The 22781-nt window shown below is 35.9% G+C and carries 18 protein-coding genes and 1 pseudogene; 4 read left to right on the top strand and 15 right to left on the bottom strand.

All coding sequences use genetic code 11. The features are described from left to right. Positions 1–549 precede the first annotated feature (549 nt). From ABJH90_RS04045 to ABJH90_RS04020, 6 genes are all read right to left on the bottom strand, one after another. Positions 550–795, bottom strand: coding sequence for a hypothetical protein (locus tag ABJH90_RS04045; protein ID WP_348138063.1), 246 nt, complete (start codon positions 793–795; stop codon positions 550–552). Between the two features lie 391 nt (positions 796–1186). Then, positions 1187–3028, bottom strand: coding sequence for a mechanosensitive ion channel family protein (locus tag ABJH90_RS04040; RefSeq protein ID WP_348138061.1), 1842 nt, complete (start codon positions 3026–3028; stop codon positions 1187–1189). Positions 3029–3073: 45 nt separating this feature from the next. Further along, on the bottom strand, positions 3074–4252 hold the full coding sequence (locus ABJH90_RS04035) for a porin (RefSeq protein WP_348138059.1): 1179 nt from the start codon (positions 4250–4252) through the stop codon (positions 3074–3076). Between the two features lie 167 nt (positions 4253–4419). Next, complete coding sequence (locus ABJH90_RS04030) at positions 4420–5994, bottom strand: tannase/feruloyl esterase family alpha/beta hydrolase (RefSeq protein ID WP_348138057.1); 1575 nt, start codon at positions 5992–5994, stop codon at positions 4420–4422. Between the two features lie 33 nt (positions 5995–6027). Further along, on the bottom strand, positions 6028–6282 hold the full coding sequence (locus ABJH90_RS04025) for a hypothetical protein (protein WP_348138055.1): 255 nt from the start codon (positions 6280–6282) through the stop codon (positions 6028–6030). 82 nt (positions 6283–6364) lie between these two features. Further along, the gene (locus ABJH90_RS04020; RefSeq protein ID WP_348138053.1) at positions 6365–8179 is read right to left on the bottom strand and encodes an alkyl sulfatase dimerization domain-containing protein; all 1815 of its coding nucleotides are present in this window, start codon (positions 8177–8179) and stop codon (positions 6365–6367) included. A 291-nt stretch (positions 8180–8470) separates the two neighbouring features. Here ABJH90_RS04020 and ABJH90_RS04015 point away from each other — a divergent pair, with 291 nt between their 5' ends. Continuing rightward, positions 8471–10072 (top strand): hypothetical protein, encoded by a 1602-nt coding sequence (locus ABJH90_RS04015; RefSeq protein ID WP_348138051.1) that lies wholly within the window; start codon positions 8471–8473, stop codon positions 10070–10072. Between the two features lie 307 nt (positions 10073–10379). Continuing rightward, entirely contained in the window at positions 10380–10727 is a 348-nt protein-coding gene (locus ABJH90_RS04010; RefSeq protein WP_348338047.1) for a GIY-YIG nuclease family protein, read from the top strand. Positions 10728–10911: 184 nt separating this feature from the next. On the opposite strand, the gene ABJH90_RS04005 is transcribed toward ABJH90_RS04010, so the two are convergent. The 6 genes and pseudogenes from ABJH90_RS04005 to ABJH90_RS03980 all read right to left on the bottom strand — a co-directional run bounded on the left by ABJH90_RS04005 (position 10912) and on the right by ABJH90_RS03980 (position 15525). Further along, on the bottom strand, positions 10912–12723 hold the full coding sequence (locus ABJH90_RS04005) for a hypothetical protein (protein ID WP_348138049.1): 1812 nt from the start codon (positions 12721–12723) through the stop codon (positions 10912–10914). A 120-nt stretch (positions 12724–12843) separates the two neighbouring features. After that, positions 12844–13008 (bottom strand): annotated as a pseudogene (locus tag ABJH90_RS04000) (DUF6090 family protein); the annotation flags it as partial. Continuing rightward, the gene (locus ABJH90_RS03995) at positions 13001–13795 is read right to left on the bottom strand and encodes a DUF6090 family protein (protein WP_348138047.1); all 795 of its coding nucleotides are present in this window, start codon (positions 13793–13795) and stop codon (positions 13001–13003) included. The pseudogene ABJH90_RS04000 and the gene ABJH90_RS03995, both read right to left, overlap by 8 nt. Continuing rightward, complete coding sequence (locus ABJH90_RS03990; protein ID WP_348138045.1) at positions 13788–13922, bottom strand: hypothetical protein; 135 nt, start codon at positions 13920–13922, stop codon at positions 13788–13790. Before ABJH90_RS03990 ends, ABJH90_RS03995 begins: the two co-directional genes overlap by 8 nt. Positions 13923–13949: 27 nt before the next feature. Then, the gene (locus ABJH90_RS03985) at positions 13950–14741 is read right to left on the bottom strand and encodes a DUF6090 family protein (RefSeq protein WP_348138043.1); all 792 of its coding nucleotides are present in this window, start codon (positions 14739–14741) and stop codon (positions 13950–13952) included. 16 nt (positions 14742–14757) lie between these two features. Next, entirely contained in the window at positions 14758–15525 is a 768-nt protein-coding gene (locus ABJH90_RS03980) for a DUF6090 family protein (protein WP_348138041.1), read from the bottom strand. Positions 15526–15915: 390 nt separating this feature from the next. On the opposite strand from ABJH90_RS03980, the gene ABJH90_RS03975 reads away from it, so the two are divergent. Next, entirely contained in the window at positions 15916–17400 is a 1485-nt protein-coding gene (locus ABJH90_RS03975; RefSeq protein WP_348138039.1) for an alpha/beta fold hydrolase, read from the top strand. A 552-nt stretch (positions 17401–17952) separates the two neighbouring features. Beyond that, positions 17953–18786: an alpha/beta hydrolase-fold protein gene (locus tag ABJH90_RS03970; RefSeq protein WP_348138037.1), complete on the top strand. Its 834-nt coding sequence runs from the start codon at positions 17953–17955 to the stop codon at positions 18784–18786. 223 nt (positions 18787–19009) lie between these two features. Here the strand turns inward: ABJH90_RS03970 and ABJH90_RS03965 are convergent, their stop codons facing one another. The 3 genes from ABJH90_RS03965 to ABJH90_RS03955 form a co-directional block, all read right to left on the bottom strand. After that, positions 19010–19246, bottom strand: coding sequence for a hypothetical protein (locus tag ABJH90_RS03965; protein ID WP_348138035.1), 237 nt, complete (start codon positions 19244–19246; stop codon positions 19010–19012). Positions 19247–19518: 272 nt separating this feature from the next. Next, on the bottom strand, positions 19519–21216 hold the full coding sequence (locus ABJH90_RS03960; protein WP_348138033.1) for a S41 family peptidase: 1698 nt from the start codon (positions 21214–21216) through the stop codon (positions 19519–19521). 86 nt (positions 21217–21302) lie between these two features. Then, positions 21303–22073 carry a DUF6090 family protein gene (locus ABJH90_RS03955; protein ID WP_348138031.1) on the bottom strand — a complete coding sequence of 257 codons (771 nt, stop codon included), beginning with the start codon at positions 22071–22073 and terminating at the stop codon, positions 21303–21305. Positions 22074–22781 lie beyond the last annotated feature (708 nt).

Raw genomic sequence — 22781 nt, 5'->3', positions numbered from 1 at the left:
GTTTTAAACCTGCCATGTTAGACTGACCCGAAAGTATAAATAGTTGCTTCCCTTCCTGTTTTGAGTTACAGGATGATATTATAAATGCTGTCAAACATATTATTAGGACATTCTGCAATTTCATTGGTGTGATCTTAGTATGTTATAATTCAAATTTGCTGTAACCCCCACTTTTAATGAAGTATGACTTGTTGTCATCTACGAATTTTTCTAAAGAATTTGATCATGGGAAGCGGCCAAGACTCAGCCAGCCTAATAATATAATCCAAATATGTATAGATTGTTTCAAGGGACTTATATCATCTATAAATGTTAGAGTAAGACCTAATGCACCAGATGCAATGAAGGTAATGTACTTCTCAAAACTGTCGTCGCTTTTACTTTTTTCTTCAAAAACGGACCGTCTAAACTCTTTCCATTCTTGAATATCTTCTGGGCTCTTTTCCAATACTTATTACAATTTAATCAATCAGGATTAAAGGTAAGAAAATACGTCAAATATTCTGAAATGAATATACTTTTAAATGGACGGAGTCATTCCGATAAAGATTAAAAATTCCAATCAATTGGTTCCCCCTGATTTGCATTAACACTATTAACTTTTGGTAAAACATATGGTAATAGTTTTAATAGAATTTCAATTCTGTCTTTGTTTTCAAGATTGTCCAACTGTTGTTGTAATGATTCTAATTCAGAGAATACAAGATCCTTTAAAAGAAGTCTTACTTCCTTAGTCAAACGATTAGGTGATCCCTTCTTTCTTCCCCCAAACTTTTTACCTGTTGTATTTGCCATAACTATTCTAATCTATTATAGTTTCTACTTCCTCCTACTTTAGAGTGGTTCAATAGTAGTGAGGGATGTAAATAACTGTTTTTATTATCATTGCCCGAAACGCCGCTATTTGAGGGGTAGGTAAAGAAGTGCCGTATATCGTATAGTTTGGCCAAGTCCTCCTTAAATTGGTTCGAGAAAAGTCCACTATGGGGAGCAAAGAAGTAGAGCGAAGCTCACTTCATTGCTACACCAAAGCCATTCACGAAAGTGAGTGGCTTTTTTCGTTGATAAAACTTAGGTGCAAATAGGGTACAAATATGGCCCAAATGCATAACCAGTTTCTTCATATTCGTAAGGTAAAAACCCACGTTTCTCATCTTTAATGCTTATTTGAAAATATATGGTGGCCTTATTTTTTTTCAATAGATTCTTTCATATCAGTGTTTGAACTCAATTGCAAAGATTGTGTTGGGAAAGCAAAATCAATATTAGCCTCTTTCAATCGCTTTATAATTTGGAAATTGATTGCCTCGGAATGTTCCATAAATTCCCAATGTTTAGGTGGGAAATGCCAGTATATTATATATATATTGAATGAATCATCATTGATCTTGTTAAAGTAAACCCTGGGAGGGTAATCCGGACTATTTATTGCAAGATTAGGATGAAACTCATCTCCTTCAATATCAGATATAGACAGAACATCCTTTATTATCTCAACACTTTTTTCTACAATATCACGAGAAGATTCATATTTAATCCGAATGTCAAACTCTCTTCTTAGAAATGGCCTCTTCTGGATATTTTCAATTTCGATTGATGCCATTTTTTCGTTAGGAATCGAAACAATTGGACCTGTTAAAAGTCTGATCTGGGTGGATCTTATTCCGATCGTTTCAATAGTGCCATTGTGATCCATAATTTTCACTCGATCTCCCACTCTATAAGGTTTGTCAGCAAAAATTGTAAAGCTTGCAATTACGTTTTCAAGAGTTGAACGAGCGGCAAGGGCGATTGCAATACCTCCGATGCCGACACCGGTTATCAGCGACACGGAATCAATACCTAATTCTGAAAGGCCATAAAGAATAATTGATGAAGCAATCAATATCGCCAAAATCGTAAAAACTGCCCTTGTGTAAGTCGCTTCTAGACCAATCTTATTAATATGTTTTCGTTTGACAACATACTCCGAAATGGTAACTAGAATATTGTATGACAAAAGGGCCGATATGAGCCAGAATATCGATTCTAAAATTACTTTTAAAGCGATTAGTAGACTTCCAGTTATATTGATTTGATCGCTAATAATTACATTGAGAATTATTGTTATTCCCAAAACGATAATCAAAAAAATTGTATTCCTCAAATTGATATTCTCGTTTTTTGGTAGAATCAAATATTTGTAAATGAGACTTAATACAAATAGAGACAGAATAAAACAAAAAATTAAAGCTATCCACTGCCAAATTGTTTGCGAAAGAACTTCTATTTTTGTCCATTCTGGCAAGAATCCACTCCATCCGGGTGGCATTAGTTTTCCCGGAGTGCCGGCATAAAAAGTATAGAAACCCTTGGATATATTTTCATCGGATCTATAAGATAGATGTTTTGATTTTAAGTAAAACTCCTTTAACCTGGAAACTGTTTCTGCAGAAAACAAGTATTTCCCCTGTTGATTTCCTTCGGCAATTCGGACCAGAGTTATTTCAGTATTTGGAATTGTATAAAAGGAGGGCTTTGAATTCTCATCTATAATTAAGTCCAGGGGTTCAGCTCCAGGAACTTCTTCTATTTGTGGCAATTCGATTCTATCAAGAATTTCTTTGAGCATTATTGCCCTGGTATATCCTAAATTCTTTCTTATAGAGGGAGGGTAGGAGGATAGATCCAAAGAATAGGAAGCTTTTTCAAAATACCTTTCGGCCTCATACACTTTTGGCTTCACGCTGTCATCGATATATAATCCTTGTATTTCAAGGTTTTCGTCATGGGCCTCCATCAATAACTGGTATGATGCATTCATGTTATCAATGAAACTGAAAAGTGTTGCTTTTGGGCTTGAAACATCTGGAGTTTTCAGCGGGGAATTTATACCAAGAATTGGTTCTGCCACTGGATCATCTGATTGAATTGCTATGGAATCGAAACTAGATTCCTGAGAAGCTAATATTGTTGAAAATAAAGATGCAACTAACCAAAAAAATAGTTTTCTTCTATAATTCAATAAATTCTTTTGAAAATTATTCATTTATAATAAGTGTTTTATGTGTAAATTTTACATTGATATTTAAGCTTAGAAATTGAAAAAAACTCCGAGTGTCATGGTGTTGATCGGAAGTAGGTTAAGGGCTGTGCCCTGTACTTCATATTTCCGATAACCGGCATAAACCACCAAATTTATTGGATTAAATGTTTGATTGGCAAAAAAGCTATATGAGGTTGTCTTCTCTCCGGATGCAGTTGCTTCATTTCCCCTTGAATAATCAATGGAAAAAGCAGTTTTCCCCAACTTTGTAAAACTCCTTGTCAAGCCCGCTTTTAATATGTACGCATTTGGATCCCGGTCATCTGAAGTTTGTCCGAATGAAGCAATCGTACTCAGATTGAGGCCAGATTTCTCATGTCGAATTCCGAAGCCCAATAGCGCTCTGGAATCAAGATCCCCAAAAGGCTTTTGCTCATAGGTAAGGACTGCTCTGAATGCCCACTTACCTACCTTCGGAAAATATCTTAGCGAGGCATCCCACCTGCTGTCTGCTGCTGCGGACACAGCGGCAATGAAACCGCCGGCAAAGGATTTTGAATCATATCGAATGCGGTCCGCCAATAAAAGGCGCTCAGTATCGATAAAGTAATTATACACTTGTCTGTCAGAAAGCTCATTAGTATCCCCATCAACAAACTTCATTCCAGCGGCAAGGTTACCTGGTGTGATCAAAGATCCTACGGTTGTCCCTGACATATCCACTTCAACGAATACCGCAGAGGAAGTGAATCCCCTTCCTAACTCAATGCTACCCAGTTTTTCATGCCTGAATCCTATCTCACTGACGATTGCCCTGAAGGCTACACCGGGATTTTTATTGTCTTGGCTTACTTCGAATGGCCGGTTACTTTGTATACCGATCAAAATGTTTCCAAACACACTGATTTTATCATTCAACTTGTTTTTCACACTTGCTCTTAACTGAGTAGGTGGTTGCTCAGAATCCATAAAGAACAACTCATGATTAAGTCCGTCATCCACTACCATAATGGTCCTGTGAATGGATCCGCCAAAGGTGACCTGACCAGACTCCCAATTATACATTAAAAAATGATCCTGAACTATGCTGTCCAGGGGGGGTTTATTCTCGTCATTTTCGGATACTCCAATTGAATCTTTTTGAACACTTATCGCATCACGTTGTGCCATTAAAGACGTCATACAACAGATGGCAGCAAGAGGTAATAGTTTTAAGATTGATTTCATGGGATACCTTATTAATTCACAATTGTCTAGAAAAAGCTCAATCAAATGTGAATTAGATTCTAATATTTAAGTTCCTGCCTAGTTCGCAGGTGGTTACATCCTAACTACAGTAATTGCAATGACCCGGCACTCCTTTAATTGTGAGGAGTGCCAAAATCGGACCTCGCTTACTCAGTCAACTGGCCACAATTGAAACTTCCCACATTTCTTGGGTCCCCAGAGCCGTCATACACGGCAACTTTAGGGTAAGGACATAACAATTGTGAACCACTGGGCTGAAATTTCTCGTCTATAAAATATACGGTTACCTGTTCAGGATTCACACCGCCACTAACCCAATTATCTATCTCATCAATCCAATTGACCCATGAAGGACCATCACCTCCCAAACAGTGCAATACACCTGGCATCATAAAAAGTTTTACGTCTTCGGCTGCTGAAGTATCCTTGGCAATCACATTTTCGTAATAGCCAATTGTCCCGAGCGGCGTAATTGCAGCATCTGACCAACCAGTAAACATCATAAGTTTTCCTCCTTTTGCCCTGAATTCAGAAAGATCAGGATTTACCGCATTCAGGGTATTGGCAATGAATCTGGCATCTTCTTTGAGTTTATTAAAATCGTAGTTTTCATATGTCCAATTGTTATCATGATATACCAAATTTTGCATGATCCCCATTCCAAATCCGTATTGCGCATTCGGCATAGGTGGTGCCTGATGTTCTGAAGTAATTCCTTCATGGAACTCACCGGTTTGTTCCATGTGATTAAATCCACCAGTTATCCATTTGAACCAGCCATCCCCATGAGTTTCACCACCCACTGGGAAGCCATAATACAATGGGCCATTGTCATCTTTAGGACCCTCGTAGATCGCTTTCACAGCTTTCACTTGTTCTACAGTCAAACAACCTTCGTTCTTTTCTCCATCACAAAGCAAGGACTCTATGTCAAATTTACATGCCCTTGGATCTCTCAAGATACCATCTTTAATGCCATCAAGGTCATCACATTCAGCCAGATAACTATCTTCAATAAGTTTAAGGTCTTCCTTGCTGAGCAATGGTTCATCCAAGGATGTCGGATCCGGATACATATATGTCATGTTGTGCAACATACCTCCTGCTAAACCATTAGTCCAGTCATAGGCCGGAGCACCAGCGACAATACCATCGAAATCTCCAGGATATCTTTGAGCCTCCATCATGGCCTGTCCTCCTCCTCTTGAACACCCAAAGAAATAGCTATAGCTTATCTCTTTGCCGTAATAGGCTTCTGTAAGTGCCTTAGCATTTACAGCTGTTCTGTGAACCGCCACATGACCAAAATTGACAATAGCTTCTAAATTATCTTTGGCCCAGCTGCCATCAATAGGATGACCTTCATGGCCTGTATCTGTTCCGACAGTGGCGTATCCTTTCTGCAATACTCCGTAGCCTAAGGCCGTATTGATTACTGACCCGACAAATCCTCCGCCTCCACCCATGACGAATTTTCCATTCCAGTCATGTGGCAATAAAAGCTCGAAATTTATATCCTTCCCAATGATTCCTGTCACCTTGCAATGCGGAACCAAGTCTGTTTCCTGTGTCACGGAAACAATGGTTACATCCGGTAAATCTGCGATCGTTGCTGTCTCGCATGTTACTTTCTCTGTCCTCTCTGTTTTACAGGCTCCCAAAGTGAGGAAAGCGAATACAAGGAAAACTAAAATTGTTGTTTTGTTTTTTTGTGTTTTCATTTTATTAATGTTTAGCAGTGTCATAGATTATTCTTATTTAACTTCATTTTTTATCAAAAACGTTTCTATTTCTTGTTTGAGATCTTCGAGGGTGTATCTATATTCTTTCGCAATGATTTCCTTTTTGTCAAACTCTGCAAATTGAATGTTCCGCTTGCAGATGTAATAGTCGGTTGCCAATTCCATAAACATTTCTCTGTCCTTGTCGATCACCTCAATAATTTCCTGATGTTCCGGAAAATCACTTTTCAATGCTTCGATTGAGTTCTGTTCTATTTGATAACTCATTTTCTTTATTTTTACAGTATAAAAGTATGCCTAATGCTTATGATCTGTAAGTCATTTACCGTATGTTACGGTTACGCTATACTTAATGATTCTGAAATTTATATCTGGTTTTGGAAGGGTCGATCTGATCAAATTGCATAAGAAGTTCAAACGCTTCTTTCTTATTTCCAATGATCTCAACCGGATTGCTGTCAATCAATTCTTTCAAGCTGGTTTCACCAATGAAGTAAGCTGCGAATAGGGAACGTGTTAATTTAATGGTGATATGCTGCTGTTGATGATAATTGTTCGGTTCTAAAATATATTCTGCTACTCCTCTTCGTATATGAAGACCAAAATTTGCATTCTCATCAAGGTCGGTAAATTCGAATACTAGGACTTTATCTGTGTTTTGGCTTAACTCAGGATTTATTCGAACACGGAATAGATTCACGTATGTTCCGGGTTTAGTGCTCAAAACCTCTTCCTTTGATGGCAAAACCATGTGGGGAATTTTAACTTTGTTCTCCAATGCACGAGCCTGAGATAAATACCAGGATCTTGGAATAGACGCTACGGTTAACTGGCCCATTTTCCTCAAAGCATCGGCTTTGATTTGACGTACTTCCTGATCGCTGGGATTAACTTTGTACAAGTAATCTGAAAGCTGAGTTGCCCATGCAAATTCCTCATTTTCTAAGGCTTCTTTGATGGCATTCATAGTTTTCTGCTTACCGCCAAATCCCGCCACGATCTTTTGAGCTTCTATGTCAGGATGCACCGGATTGATGTTCGCGGCATTGCCGTCATACCACCCAAGAGCATTAACATAGATGTTTGGAGGATAATAGCTCAGCTCACCATAGGTTCTTTGGTTATTGGGCCATAGATCCAAATGTTCAGGAAGTTGAATATTGTGTCTCATTTCATCGGGTGAATCTCCCAATAGGATATGCCTTATTGTCTGATCGTATAAATAGGCCAATCCGTCGTGATAGTTTGTTATTGCTTCAAACACGTCGTCTTTACCACTGATCGAAAAGGTGTGGGTGCTGATCAAATATTCCGGGTGAAGATCCCTTATAATCTTCAAACCCTCCATCAAAGGAACCGGGTCTCTGTAAATAGATCCTCTTAAGGTATATAGATTGGGATAAACTGGCCAGTACAAGTTGTTCAGTACCAATCCCTTTTCAGGAAAATATACGGTCAAACAATCATCTGTATCGCTGTGATAATCAGTAAAGAATTGCATTGTTACACCATCGATAGTGAGTACCTCTCCGTTGCTCACCGGCCTATTCACGGGCACGAATTCCTTTTCATTTTTCCCTAAAGGTGAAGAGGCAAGGGGTGCATCCCGACCTTCCGCCGGGACGTAAACGTCAAACTGCTCATTAGATCTGGCCGTCAGTACCGGAGCAATTTCTGGTATTGAAGCTCCCTTTCCCCCACTTTCTGTAATATTTTGATTGATTTTTGGATGTCCAACAACGGTATAATCCTCAGCACCATCCAAAAGGGGCCTGCTTCCCCAAACATAATGAGCATGACTATAAATGATGGTCTTCACAGGTTTATCACTTACTTGCTTAATGGCCTCCAAAAATTTTTGGCCATCCACGTTATCATTTCCCGTATCATATACGATCAGACTCTCTTCTCCTTCAATTACCCCACAATTCACGTGAGCAAATCCTTCGATGCTCCAGATTCCTTCTGCCAAGTGGACGATTTTTGGTTCGTGAGGCATTGTTTTTATAATGGACTCCGGGGCCTTGCTGTTGATGATGCCTCCATTCGACATTTCAGTCAGTTCAACTTGTCCACCCATGTAAATATTCTGTTCTTGTGAGAATGCCCGATTAAATATGAGAAGCGTTAAGGTGACTAATATTTTAAAATTTATTGCTTTCATTTTTAGTAGTTTTTTGGTTATTAATCAGTCCCTTCATTTCCCTCCATATGCGATCATAACTTTTTTTATATTCATGATTTCATTTATTAAGATTGAAATCTTTGATTTCTATACTAAATAAGTTGATTAGTGTTCAAAATTCTTTTCTCAATTTCTGTTCAATTGGATATTTCACTATATTTCTTCTTTCAATGAATGACACAAATCTAGGGTTACAGCCAGTGTCATGGAAGTTATTTACCGTATGTTACGGTATAACTAAAGTTCTAAAATATTGATATACAATTTGTTATGCGATTGAAGGATGAGCTTGCCGATTCTTATCTTCAGCAACTGAAACGTGTTTGTGAGAGTATGGAATTTCGATCCAAACCCAGGATGAAAAAGTTCCTCACTTATGTGACCAATGAATATGTGGAAGGCAGGGCTGATAATATCAAAGGATATTCCATTGCTGTAGATGTTTTCAATCAGCAGGAAGACTTTGATCCTGATTTGAATGCCCTTGTAAGAATTAATGCAGGCAGATTGAGAAGGTTACTCAGACTCTATTATTTAGAAGAGGGTGTTGATGACCCTATACGGATTGAGATTCCAAAAGGTAAATACGTGCCAAAGTTCAAAGCCAAATCCAACACTCAGGAATCAAAGAAACCTGGAGGAGATGTTAAAGCTAAAGAAACGGTAGGGGTTCTGAAACCCAGAATTGCGGTTTTACCTTTCAGGAATTTGTCCAAAAAGGAAGAATTAGAGTTTCTATGTTTTGGTATTGCACAGGAGCTTGCTTCAGCCGCTGCAAAGTATGATGACCTGAGGGTAAAAGGATCATTGCAAAGACCTCCACAGGAATCTTTAGACAAAGCTGCTTTCGAATATTTTAAAAGTGAAGGGATCAATTATTTGACAGATGGTGACATAGCCGTTTTTGACAATAAAGTGAATATTGGGGTTCGATTGATAGATGTCAATGAAAACCTAAGAATGTGGGGAGAACATTTCAAAGTTGACCTTGAGACAGACAATTTGTTTGATGTTCAAACTAAAATTGCGGAGCTGGTTGCTAGTAAGGTGGGTACTGAATATGGACTGATCAACAAGAAAAAATCCTTGTTTCACAATGCTGAAAAAACTGATTCGCCAAGTGAATATATGGTACTTCTAAAGTATTATTATCACGAAACACAATTAACTGAAAAATCAGGTCAAGATCTATTCGAATCCGTTGAGAAGGCTCTTGTTCAAAATCCAAATTCTGGCTTATTGTTGGCTATAAAGGCTGATTTATTTGGAGATATGTATGCACTTGATTTTCCAGATTCAAAAGAGGCTTATAAAATATTTGGAGAATTGGCTGAAAAGGCATTCGCTATAAATCCGCATAACCCATTTGTACGTGCCATCCTCGCATATAAATGCTTTATGTACGAGGAGGAAGAACGGTTCTATAAAATTTGCGATGAAACCGTTCCATGGATTCCCAATACTCCGATCCGCTTAGGTTCATTCGCCATCTATTTGAGCTTATTTGGTGAATGGGTAAAAGGGAAAGAGCTGATGGATAGAATCCTTGAAAACAATATTGATATCCCTATGTGGCTCTATGGGATTACATGTCTGTATTTCTATAAGGGCGAAGAATATGAATTGGCCCTCCGGGAGGCTAATAAATATCAAATGCCAATGTTTTATTGGGGGCCTCTATTACGTGCAGCAGTTCACGGTCAGCTTAAACAAAAGGAAGCCGCCTTGAAGAATATAGAGGACTTGTTAATCATTCGGCCTGATTTTAAACAAAGGGGGCGATATTTGATTACCAGGTTTATTAAAGAAGATTCTCTGGTATTGCATGTGATTGAGGGATTGTCCAAAGGTGGTCTGAAGATTAAAGCGTAGGTTGTTGGAAGGAATACTTAATTGGTTAATAAGCCAATATTTATAGCCAATTTTAGTTTTTGATTATTTTTTATCACCTTTCAAACTGATACTGCGATATTCATTTAAGGAGATTAATTATCCGCTGTAATTTGAGCCCATCCACGAAAGTGGGTGGCTTTTTTCGTCAGAAAAGCTTGGCGAGAAGTCAATGCCGTACGGAGCTATGGTAAGTCCAAGAGGGGGAGCCATAAAGCAGAGACAAGCTCTCTTTATGGCTATGTAGTGAACGTCAGTTCTACTTCATAGCCACTATAATTTAAAGCCCATGGAATTTCCATGGGCTTTTTATTTTCATGCAATAATATTTCACATACAGGGCTTATATTATAGGATGTTACTTCCCTATTGTGTCTACATACTTCAAAGTAAGAAGGATCTATTGCTTTATCATGGTTTTACAACTAACATAGAGCAGAGACTAAAAGACCACAACGCAGGCAGAACCATAAGCACCTCTAAAAGGTTGCCACTTCGATTGATTTTTTGTGAATTTTTCCTTTCCAAAAGGGATGCCATGCGAAGAGAAAAATATTTTAAGACCACCCAAGGCAAGAGGATGTTAAAACTAATGCTGCGCAATACATTAATGGAAATCGGCTATCCCAGTTATTAGCTAAAATGGCATTATTCGGGTCATGGGCCTAAATTAAGTATGTTGAGTGCAACTAAAATGCAGAATTGGAATGATTTAAAATAATTATAAGACCCCCACATTATTCAGAGTGACAGAAGTTGTGGTGGTTGGGGAACGTTTTAATAAGAAGTTATTTTAATGCAATTTATCTTTTCTCAAAAGTCTATGTCCTTTCAGGAAATCCAACCTTGCCGTAAAGATCTATATATCTCACATCTTCCCGAAGAGGGATTAATAGCGGTTCTTCACGCAACCAAGTCATCTCTGCTTCATGCCGTTCGTAGGACCTTTGTAGCCAGAGAAAGGCCTTTTCAAAGTCATTGATATGGCAATAATAAAGTGCGATAAACCATGCAGGGCTTCCGGAGAAGCCCGATTCATAACTATTGGTTAATTGGCCCAAATATTTTGCAACATCCTTTTTGTTTTCATCCTTTTGGGCATATACTGCATTAAACCACATTACGATAGGAGGACGGTCAATAAAATTGGTCATCAGTTTTTTTAACTGCCCTCTGGACTTCTCATATTCACCAAGATAATAATATATTTTCGTTGTTTCTCGCAAATAGTTCATTTCATCACTGTACAATGGATCAACTGTTTCTAACAATTCCAAGACTTCATCTTTTTTACCAAGATAGAAGAGTGCTTCAGCCTTACGAGCATAAAAATAACCAGATGAAGGGTAATCAAGAACATCCTTATTCGCATTTGAAAGAGCCTCATCAAACCTGCCTGTTTTTATGGCGTAGCCATAAGGAAGTCTAAAACCTTGATCCAAATTAGAATTAGTTTGGTAAATTTTCTCATACACATCGAAATCCCAATCGAAGATAAAGGAACCAAACTGCAACCAATTATTTATTTGATCGTTTGTACTATCAATTTCATGCGCTTTTCTTAATAGTGTCTTCTGATTTTCCCACGCTTGCTGCTCGTCATATATTCCCCAGACTCCTCCACGAGTACCCCAAACCTCTGCAAGGTTAATATAAGCATCAATAAAGTTGGAATCCAATGCGATTGCCTTTTCGTACAACAGTTTTGCATTTGCTAATGCTATCTTATCAGTTCTTTTACGTAATTGATGGTTGGCCTGAAGAAATAAATTATAGGCTTCCTTATTATTAGTAGGTATTTTCCGAATAGCTTCAAATTCAATGTCAGTAATCTGTACATCCATATTTTTTGCAACATTTTCGGCTACTTCTGCCTGAATTTTAAAAATATCATCACTATTCCAATCTCCGATATAATCATCAGACCAGAAATGGTTGTCAGAAGGGCCATCTATTAATTGAAGTTTAATTTTAATCTTATCCCCTGATTTTTGAAAATTTCCTTCCAAAATATGGCTAACGCCTAATTCACTTGCGATTTGCGGCATGCTTTTATCTGTTTCTTTGTACTGGAATACCGAAGTTCTAGAGCTCACCTTATCTATAGATTTAATTTTTGTGAGCCTCGAAATAACCTCATCTGTCATTCCGTCGCAAAATGCCTCCATATCAGGGTCACCACTAAAATTTTTGAAAGGCAATACGGCTATAGATTTTTTAACCAAGGTTGTTGGCTCAATAATATTGCTGTTTTCCTCTTTATTCTTCCTATTACTTGGATTATCCCAGAATTGATTGAAAAGTAAAAGAGCTATAATTAAAGACAATGAAGCTATAATAACTTTATTGAGTCGATTGTTTTTAAGGACTGATTCATCTGGTTTTTGTTCAATACTTTCCGTTTTTTTAATACCCTCTGGAGTAATATCATAAATCCAAGCAAAAATTAAAATGAGCGGCAAGCCAATGCCCAAAATAAATAGAAGCGTTTTCATAACATAAGGAGGTGCTTCAAAAGAAGGAAGTATGGTAGAGGCTATTTGCGCAATAAGCCATGCCACAATCAAATAGGCTATCCCGGATTTGAATACATTACGCCTTTTTAATTCTGCTATGTATTTTTTTAGGATCATAATTATATCGTTTGAGAATATAATTAAACGGATTAATACCAATTATTAAAAGTACAATCAAATACCAATGTTGGATATGACAATGGTCACTTAAAATAAATTGAAGTGGGGTAAATTAATTTCTTCAATTCGTTCTAATCTGCTTGTATTCCAATTATTAATTTGCAAGGCTATTAGTATCCCAATCACAACCAGTAAAATCTCCCCAATAGCATACCTCATGTATTTTAAAGGCTTATTATCATCAGCTAGTTTTTTACGGATTTTCCTAAAGAAGTTAATCATTAGTATTTGCGCATTTTGTTTCTAGATAAGATTTTAAGATGATAATTTCATCTTTGATAGATTGGTAAAGATCCAGTTGCCTTGAATTATGTGATATATATTGTAATGATTCATTATAAAGCCTTTTTTGCATTTGACTAGAAAAAGTTTCGGATTTATCTAAATCAACAGCTTGGTATAAATCCTTATCCATACCTCTATAAAATCGTCCTGTAGTTAAACTCATAGAAGATTGTACCCAACCATTTTCAAAAACATCAGAATGTGCATAGAAAATCTTAACTGCATTTTCACCATTTACTTTGATAATACTAATATAACCTTCAACCTTGTTGAAATAATAGTTTAAGGCTTTAATAATTGATTTATCTTTTATAATATTAATGTTTGCGCCAGATTTCAGATCTTCAAAAGCGGCATCATTTGGTCTAAAGTCTGAATAAATTGATAGTATAGATTTTCCTATTTGCTCACCAATCTCAATTTTATAAGCTACTGGTTTCTGAAGTAGCCTAGTAGCTTGATTAGAGGCTTTTAACCTGACTTTAGACTCAATTATTAATATATTTATTTGTTCTAAGTCTAAGTCAACATCTTCTAAAAGTCTACAATAGTATTCTTGTTCTAATGCTTCCTCTTTTTTCTGTTCATTCCAATTATTAATCTGCAAGGCAATCAGAATACCCACAACCACTAGTAGAATCTCTCCAATAGCATAGCGGGCATATTTCAGCGGCTTGTTATCGTCTGCGAGTTTCTTGCGTATTCGCCTAAAAAAATTAATCATAGTTTCTAATAATATTTTCAAGAGGTCCGTCCCGATAGCTATCGGGAGCTATCTCAACCAAATGTCCACTGGACATTTGATTTTGCATTTGCAAAATTCTGTTTCGATAATGAAAGAAGTTGATCATTGAAAAGTTATTGGTTTAGTTTTCTGTTTATCTTGAAGCTATCTCTAATTCCAAAAGTTTTATTAATCTATTCATTCTCAAAAGACTAATTTCCTGATACATAATTAATTTCTCCCTTCTCGAAATAGTTGATTTTACAATGTTTTTAAATTTGTTATTATTTTTCAATGCTATATAATCTATAGGAATCATGTTTATAGACGAAGAATGTCGTGCAAGCTTTTCATGCGATATACTTCTAAGAATTTTATACCTACTATTATCATCAGAGAAATCAACCCTGTTAAAGAGTTCTGTAAATGCAGGAATTGTTACATTATTTTCATAGAGATTATCTCTTTCGTTTATATCATCCTGTACCCTAACATTTCTTTCATAAGTCCATATTAGTTCTTGTTTTAACGAATCATTTTCTATGAAATCCAATCCATACTGCTTGGCATTTTGATAGGCATTATCCGCAACTAAACTAATTTTTCTATTAAAAAGATTTTTAAAATGAAAATTTAAAGATTCTTTATAGGGAATACTTTCATTAAAACTATTAATGATTACTTCAGCCGAGGAGATGGCAGATTCATTTTCTTCAATTTGTATCTTTTGAAATTCAATATCATTTATAATAGTTGAGTACAGTTCTTGAAGAATTTTTAGTTCATACTTCATGACCTTCTTGTCCTCATTCCAATTATTAATACTCAACGCAATCAATATTCCCACTACTACCAATAAAATCTCCCCAATAGCATATAGCAGGTACTTGCTGAATTTATTTTCAGTAAGCAGTCTTTGTCGTATTTTTCTAAAGAAATTTATCATTGTTTATTTTAAAATATCACCAATCTTCATTTGGTGTCTCCAAATTATAGGAACTACCGCTCAATTCCATTTCAATAAATTCTTTTAGATAGTTCAATTGTAGCGTCAAATGCCTTAGAGTGACATTTTCTAAAAATTCGGTATATCTTACTTCATGTCTAAATTCTTTCTTGAATTCTAACTCTGCGTTATTTTGCCGAAGCATCTTGTAAAACCATTCTGCATTGTCTTCTTTAGTTTCTAAATCAAATAGTTTGTATGTGAGATTGGCATAATTGGATTTTCTCTGTTCTTGACGTTCATAAGCATGGTCCCAATATGCATAGTACTTCATAATTGCCACTCTAAGATTTGAATTGGAAATCAGTCTTAAATTACCAGAAGAAACAATCTCATTGAAGGTGGCTTTTGACCTTACAGTGTGGATAGCCCATCCGAGAAATGAGCTACTTGCAATAGATGTTTTTATGGAATCTTGACAGCATGATGGATGACTATCAAGGAGTTTATTGATTAGCTTCAATCCTACCTTTTTCTCATTATCTAAGGTTTCATAATTTCGTGCAATGCATAAAGAATCTGTTTTAAGATCAAGTAGGAAGTTCTTGAGATAATTCCTTTCAAGTTGCTTGTTACTTTGAACTTGATTCCAAGTATTAATCTGAAGTGCAATTAATATTCCAACAACCACCAATAAAATCTCCCCAATAGCATAGCGGGCATATTTTAAAGGCTTATTATCATCAGCCAGTTTTTTGCGGATTTTACGGAAGAAGTTGATCATGTGTAGTAGTGACTGGTGGTTACCTTAACAAGGTACTGAAATATTTTATTCCAATAATTTGTATTCAAATAGACTTACCAAGTAAGTAATACTATATCATAAATTGTTAGTTGCTGTTTTGAACTAACCTCATCTGTAAGAAGCGCTGTCAAATGTTCTATGAGTTAAATCGATAACATTAAAATGAAAGGTTCATGTAGTTGATGATTAAAATCATTTACCAGACTTGAGAATAGGAGTAAATTTATTTATTCTCATTAAGAGGTTTAAAAAGCACTTATGAATTCATATCGAAATATTTTCATTTTAATAACCTTAGTAGGATATCATCAATAATGCTATCACATTGTTAGAAACAATTTTAAACGAAATAATGGATAATTATTTATTATGAAAAAAATCCTTGTTTTAAGCTTACTCATTTCTACTATCATATTTATTGGATGCAATAAAAATAGTAATATAGGGAAATTCACATCGTCAGATTGTCCACTCGAATTACCCGAAGAGCTACTTTTGAGCGGAAAGTTTTCATACGGATATATGGAAGTTCCCGAATATGCTGATAATTTAAATGGAAAAACCATTAAACTTGCTGTTGCCGTATTCAAATGCAGAGCAGATAGCGTCACACACGAGCCACTTGTTTTATGCCAGGGTGGTCCAGGGTCATCCAATATAGATGGCTTTGTTCCTGATTTTGCAGGAGGTTTGGGAAATTTATTTTTGAATGAGAGAGATGTTGTAATTATTGAATCAAGAGGCTTGAAATATTCAAAGCCATATTTAGGTATTCGGGGACTTGAAGAACTTCAATTATCACTACTGGAAAAGAATTTAACTTCTGATGAGACTATTGATCTGTATTTAGACTCCATTGCAGCAGCATATAATCGCTTCGAAGAACAAGGCATCGATTTATCTGCATTTAATACATTGGAAACCTCAAATGAGATTGCCTATGTAATGGAACATCTTGGTTATGAAAAATTTTCCATATTTGGAACTTCTTATGGTACCGAGGTGGCTCAATATTTATTAATGAATCATTCTGATCAATTGGTAAGTGTGGTTATGAATGGGGTTATGGATATTAACTTAGGTGGCTATCATATGCATACCAGCTTGATAAGTACATTGGACTCCATGTTTTATATGTGTGAAAACGATCCCAGATATGCGGATGCATACCCTAACCTAAAAGCAAATTTTTTAGCTTTAATCAAAAGGTTAAATGAAAAACCCGATACCATTATGGCAAAAAACCGGGTTGATGGAAGTACACATAAAATACTATTAACCGGGTCAAGATTGTCTGTATGGTTATTTAATCAAATGTATGCGAATACGCAATTGCCATTAACGCTACAGAAATTGGTTGCGGGAGATTATAGCCCAATTATTAACAATCCGGGATTGATATTTCCAATACCTGATTTTAGTATGGGATTATCGCTTAGCGTTTTTCTTTCAGAAACATCTGATATAAAACCAGAAAATATACCTGTTGATGGAGAATATGCCGATTTAATAAAAGGTACATCCACCGCTATGTTCGGCCCCTATTTTTGGAATAAAGCAAAAGAGGTGTGGAAAGTAAATAGCGTGGATGCAAATAATTCATTTGTTACAGATGTTCCAATGCTTATGTTATCAGGTAGAATGGATTATTTATGCCTGCCAAGCTATTCGAAAGAATTGTTGGACAAGCAAAAAAACGCTTACTTATTCATTTTTGAAGGAGTAGCCCATTCTCCAGTAGATAGAGGCGATTGTGCCATAATGATGTTAAAGGAATTCTTTGATAATCCGACGAAAGCGCCTGATAATTCATGTATGCAAGAGTTTCACAGCGGGTTTGATTTACCTGAATAAATGTAGCCTATCAATAGAAACAGTTGTCTATTAAAAGATAGTAACCTGCTCAAACTTGATCACGGTTTGACACGAAAGTAAAATGATTAAACATACACTCTTTGATTTTTATCATTTTCTTCAATTACAAACCTAAAGGGATTTTGAAATTATATTTACAGAGTTATGGAACTCTCCACGTAGTACCTAATATCCACAAAATAAACAAGTTAAACATAGTTACTGTTTAGTACTATCTACATCTGTGTAAAGTCCCGTGAAATTTCCTATAAATTAAATCAATCCCTTCTTTTAGAGAATAGAACAGATTAATTACTCTACGGGCACAATTCTGCGAAGACAACTGAAATTTATATCCATTTTGAGGACCGCTCCTTTATGGACAACAAAGATTTAATATCTTAGTAAACATAAGTAGGATATCATCAATGATGATATCCCATTGTTAGTAGTCATATCAATTAAAGTAAGATGATAATCCTCAAAACATATCTGTTTCTCTTTTTAGGGTGTATTACTAGTATTTATTCGTTTGCTCAGGGTAGCATAATCTTGACAGACGTATCAATTAAGAGTGAAATTCTCTCCAAGGACAAACTGTTCAACATTTATCTTCCACCAGACTATGACTCTTCTCAGCAAGTCTATCCAGTCCTTTATCTTTTACATGGAAGCGGCACTCGACCTGACTTACATCACAGGTTAGTGGATGGAGGATTTCAAGGCAAAATGGATAGTTTGATTGCGACTGGAAAGGTTAACCCAATGGTAGTTGTAATTCCCGATGCAGAAATGACATTTTACCTGAACAACATAAATGGTGAATATCAATTTGAAGACTACTTTATTGAAGAACTTGTACCTGCTGTTGAAAAGAGATTTAAATGTGGAGGGGAAAAAGCTATTAGAGGAATAGCAGGGGAATCAATGGGAGGATTTGGCGCCTTACTATATAGTCTGCGCCATCCAGAATTATTTAATGCCTGTGCTGTCCTGGCAGCTGCTATTAGAACTGACGAACAGATTGAAGAGATGCCATATGAGTATTTTTTGAAAAATTATAAAAGTGCTTTTGGAGAAATTAATAGGAACACAGCAAGGATAAATGACTTTTGGAATGCAAATAGTATCCTTTATCTCATTAGCAATTTGTCAATTAAAAGAATCAGTCAAGTCAAGTACTACATTGATATTGGTGACGATGACCACTTGTATAAAGGCAATTCCCTATTTCATATCAAACTACGTGATTTGGAAATTGCCCATGAGTACCGGGTAAGGGATGGGAAGCATAATGGAATTTACTTCCGCACTGCCTTGGATGACGCATTAATTTTCATCAGTAATAATTTCAACAATCCATTAACGAATACTAACAAAAGATAAAATGCATTAAAACGCATTTTATCAATACCGTTGGGGCACATTCCATAGGAAAAATTTTATTCTAATAATTTGTATTCCATTAGGCATACCATATAAGTGATATTATACCATAATTTCTTAGTTACCGTTTAGTTCTATCTACATCCGTGGGAAGTGCCGTTAAATATTCTATAAATTAAATCGAGGTTAGTTTTTCACACACGAAAGATGTTTGTTTTAATCCTCAAATCTCCTTAGGAACATTGCTATACTTATCCAAGCTGTCAACTTCTTTGAATACTCCTTTACCTATGATCTCATCCAGTTCATTATTCCAAATAACCTCAACAAAAAACATATCTATGGCATAAAGGACATACTTGGTATTGCCATCAATATAAATATCTAAAAACTTGCCTTTAGCAAATACTGTATCATACTGCTCATCTTCGGAAAGCATTTTGTATTCGTAAAGTGTCATAATGAAGGCTAACGATTAGTATATCAAAAGTAGGCGTTTGCCAGGTAATCGGATATCAAGTTACTCAAGATGGGAGCGAGCTACAACATTTATAATTACAACCATCCCGCCTATTTTTTATATACTTTGTTACCATACGTATTTACTATCAATTCTCCAGCTACAATATTTGGTATATTATTTTTACCTATTATTTTATTTTTCCTATTCTTACCATTGTCCAAGATTTATGCTTCATAATGATTTTTTCATTTCAACTAGGTTAACAGATTCTAGTTTTCAGAACTTATTATGTCTTGAATGTACAGGATTTCGGCATGCCTTGAAAACTTGTATTCTTTAAGCTTTTCATAAGTCAATTCGTAATGTGGGATTAAAGTGTTTTTCTGGTCAGGTGAATTTAATAGGTCGGTATCATGAACCAGAAATGAACGCGAAATACTTCCGCCAAGTTTCGAATTATTGAGCTCATAACTAACTGTTTCCCCCATTTGTATTACGTTTTGTGAAGAGGTGCTCCCTACTACAGTAGCTCCCATTATTTCTAAAGACTTTGCAAACATAAAGCCGGCACTAAAAGTTGCCACATTGGTCACCACCATTACTTTGGCTGGGATGTAGTAGTTTGAATGAGTACCTTTTGTATATTCGTTATAGAAAGTTTTTGAAAGAGCTAAATCATCTTCGACTATTTGTTTTGCATACGCAGAAGTGAGTTTTCCATTTTCCATTTTTTCATAATCACGAAAATCATAATCGTATTCAGTCAAGCTAAACGTGCGTGGTTTACCATTTATCAAAGAGTTATTAATGTTATCAAGGGACTCATCGGGATAATCATTTAAATAGTACGGTGATAGTTTACGGATTGCTATATTGGTTTGTTGGTGGAGTTTTATCAAAGCTTCTTTTCCATACAAAAAATATATTAGCATATCTGATGGGAAAGCCCATCCACCAGTATTTGTTCTTAAGTCTATAATTAGAGTATTGGCTCCTGATTTTTTCATTTGAACAATGAGGTCTGTGTATGTTTCAGTGAGAGAGGGAAGTGCTGCAATTACCTTATCGATTGGTTCGTTTGTTTCTTTCCCATAGATAGACTTATAATAGACTCGAGCATCTTCTGAAACATCTGAGTATGTTGCTCTTTTTTCATATGTCTCACGATTTTCTATCATTCCTCGCACTTGTAAATAAGCGACATCCTTATTGGCGCCTATGAACCCCCAACCAAATTCACGCCCTTCTAATAAGGGCAACTCTATGTTAAGATCAGGCCTAATTAATTCCCAATTTGGTCTTGTTTTAGCTTCAAATTGAACCTTTTTAGTGTTTCCATCAGGTAATAAGAATGAAACATTAATAAGAGCATTGTCTTTCCATTCAGGAATAATATCCTCTAATACAGTTCTTTTAGTTAAAAGATGTTCAAAATTCCCCAACACTGCCAAAGTTCCATATATATTATCAGCACTATAGTATTGCTGTGTGCGTCTTACTATTTCACTAAATTGAATTCCTTCCACTGAAAGCAATCTTGCACCAAAAAGGTTTTTATGTTCTTTTTCAATAACCCCAGCGACATACAAGTCTTTTTCCACTACATAAAATAGTAATGGCAAACCTGAAAAATTAAATGGGGAGTCCGGATAAACATGTGTATGTCCATCACCTACTAAAGCAAAAAATGGGCTAAGAAGTCCCCTGAATCCTTCTCGTGTCATCCCATTATTTGGTATAGCTTTTAAAAGATTTTGAAACCGTTGATGAAACGCTATTTTGCCTCCTCCTGCAAAGTAAGGTTGAGGGTGTACATTTTCAAGTAAACTTAACATTTGTCGGGCATCATCGATTAATTCTTGCCGACCAATAAGTTCATTGTCTTGGGCAAATGTGTTAATTGGGACAATTAGAAATATCGTGAATAAGCAACAAAGTATCTGGCTTTTTATGCGTATAGTATTCATAGAGATTTGTATTCGCTATTAATATGCATGGTAACGGTTTTGTATATGAGCCATTTTAATTGCTTATATATGTTGTTAGCCTTTCGTTATTCTAATTCTTTATTAATAAGGGCAATAACGCTTTTCATTCCTTCAATTTGACCAAGCATAAAAACATTAGAAGTTTTTCGCGTTCCAATAATATCAACAATGTAGCCATTTAGCCCTTCCAGGTCTTTCAGTTTTTCAATTGTCCTGTCCTGATTTGGAATATTAATTTTTTCTCCAGTATACCCACTTGGTTCTAAATTTTCATAAATCTTCAGCCGAATTGCAGGAGACAGGACATCGCCGAGCAATCTCCGTACACCAAAATTATATGCACTCCACTCGTTCTCCTGAAACTTGTTGACCAGGCTCATTACATTATAAATGTCGGTTAATTTGCTTTTAATCTCATTATTTTTAATAATTCCAATATTTCCCGTTGCATACAACTCACCCCAAACATCACTTATAAAAATGATTTCATGATTCCACCCAATATGTTCTAGTGCTATAACCAATTCCATTGGGTTTTGACGAAAATTGCTTTCCAACGAAGCAAGGATTAATTCTCCATTTTTTATTTGAAAATCACTGAACTCATTTTGCTCAAGTGCAAGTTGGATATTAAATACCAATTCCTTTTTAAGGTTTTCGAGGTAATTTATTTCTAATTTCCTATCCTTCCTCTCTCCATTCCATGCGTTAATTTGGAGCGCAATCAGAATCCCAACAACCACCAATACAATCTCACCAATAGCATACCTCATGTATTTTAAAGGCTTATTATCGTCTGCCAGTTGTTTGCGAATTTTACGAAAGAAACCGATCATAGGAAGTAGTTGGTTGTTCTTCCTAAGGTAAGGATTTATTGAATATGGGGGATAAACCTTTTCCGATGCTATAATGCATTAAGTTGATTGGTATTATGGAAAGTTGCTTAAATCTTGCTTCTTAATCCCAAGGTGAAAGTCAAAACGGGAAAAAATTGTGTGTGGCTATTTAGACCTACAATTAAGATGGCCCTATGGGGGGTGTAGAAGGTGTTTATACCTCTACCAGTTCTTTCATTGCCCTTGTAGTTTCAAGTTCTACTAGTTTATCTTTTGCTTTTTCCACAGTCATGCAAGTCCAAGCCCAAACCCCAAATGCTTTATCAGTTGGATAACTGACTGTAACGAAACGACTATTTAGGCGTTTTTTAAACACTTCATAGTGTCTATGTCCACCTTGCTCGACTTCGTAGATAAAACCCCAGTCTGTCTTGCTTATTTGGGTGAATTAATCAATGCTTCTTAGGAATATTTTAATAATTATAAAGGTTTTGAAAAAAAGGTGGATCTACTCTCGAAGGAATTGAAAGAGCAGTTGTTTAAATAATTCAAGCTGAATTATAGCCGTCTTAAGTTTGTGATATCTTTATTACATTAATTAATATGAAAGAACAAAAGAGAGGATTAAGGTTAATATAGCCGTAGAGACTGTGATCTCGTCAACAATGATAATCCCCTCTCTTTTTCTACTTCAATTTCGTTCAGTTC

Origin of the sequence: Eudoraea sp., from assembly GCF_039969275.1 — a bacterium.
GTDB lineage: Bacteria > Bacteroidota > Bacteroidia > Flavobacteriales > Flavobacteriaceae > Eudoraea.
The sequence above is the reverse complement of the archived record's forward strand: the minus strand, read 5'-3'. Positions and strand labels throughout refer to the sequence as shown.

Bases quoted from the DNA above. Each gene is read 5' to 3' on its own strand.
- ABJH90_RS04040 (WP_348138061.1), bottom strand. From the start codon at position 3,028: ATGAATAATTTTCAAAAGAATTTATTGAATTATAGAAGAAAACTATTT.
- ABJH90_RS04015 (WP_348138051.1), top strand. From the start codon at position 8,471: ATGCGATTGAAGGATGAGCTTGCCGATTCTTATCTTCAGCAACTGAAA.
- ABJH90_RS03995 (WP_348138047.1), bottom strand. From the start codon at position 13,795: ATGATTAATTTTTTTAGGCGAATACGCAAGAAACTCGCAGACGATAAC.
- ABJH90_RS04030 (WP_348138057.1), bottom strand. From the start codon at position 5,994: ATGAAAACACAAAAAAACAAAACAACAATTTTAGTTTTCCTTGTATTC.
- ABJH90_RS03990 (WP_348138045.1), bottom strand. From the start codon at position 13,922: ATGATCAACTTCTTTCATTATCGAAACAGAATTTTGCAAATGCAAAAT.
- ABJH90_RS03975 (WP_348138039.1), top strand. From the start codon at position 15,916: ATGAAAAAAATCCTTGTTTTAAGCTTACTCATTTCTACTATCATATTT.
- ABJH90_RS04005 (WP_348138049.1), bottom strand. From the start codon at position 12,723: ATGATCCTAAAAAAATACATAGCAGAATTAAAAAGGCGTAATGTATTC.
- ABJH90_RS03980 (WP_348138041.1), bottom strand. From the start codon at position 15,525: ATGATCAACTTCTTCCGTAAAATCCGCAAAAAACTGGCTGATGATAAT.
- ABJH90_RS04025 (WP_348138055.1), bottom strand. From the start codon at position 6,282: ATGAGTTATCAAATAGAACAGAACTCAATCGAAGCATTGAAAAGTGAT.
- ABJH90_RS04045 (WP_348138063.1), bottom strand. From the start codon at position 795: ATGGCAAATACAACAGGTAAAAAGTTTGGGGGAAGAAAGAAGGGATCA.
- ABJH90_RS03955 (WP_348138031.1), bottom strand. From the start codon at position 22,073: ATGATCGGTTTCTTTCGTAAAATTCGCAAACAACTGGCAGACGATAAT.
- ABJH90_RS03960 (WP_348138033.1), bottom strand. From the start codon at position 21,216: ATGAATACTATACGCATAAAAAGCCAGATACTTTGTTGCTTATTCACG.
- ABJH90_RS03965 (WP_348138035.1), bottom strand. From the start codon at position 19,246: ATGACACTTTACGAATACAAAATGCTTTCCGAAGATGAGCAGTATGAT.
- ABJH90_RS04035 (WP_348138059.1), bottom strand. From the start codon at position 4,252: ATGAAATCAATCTTAAAACTATTACCTCTTGCTGCCATCTGTTGTATG.
- ABJH90_RS04010 (WP_348338047.1), top strand. From the start codon at position 10,380: ATGGAATTTCCATGGGCTTTTTATTTTCATGCAATAATATTTCACATA.
- ABJH90_RS04020 (WP_348138053.1), bottom strand. From the start codon at position 8,179: ATGAAAGCAATAAATTTTAAAATATTAGTCACCTTAACGCTTCTCATA.
- ABJH90_RS03985 (WP_348138043.1), bottom strand. From the start codon at position 14,741: ATGATAAATTTCTTTAGAAAAATACGACAAAGACTGCTTACTGAAAAT.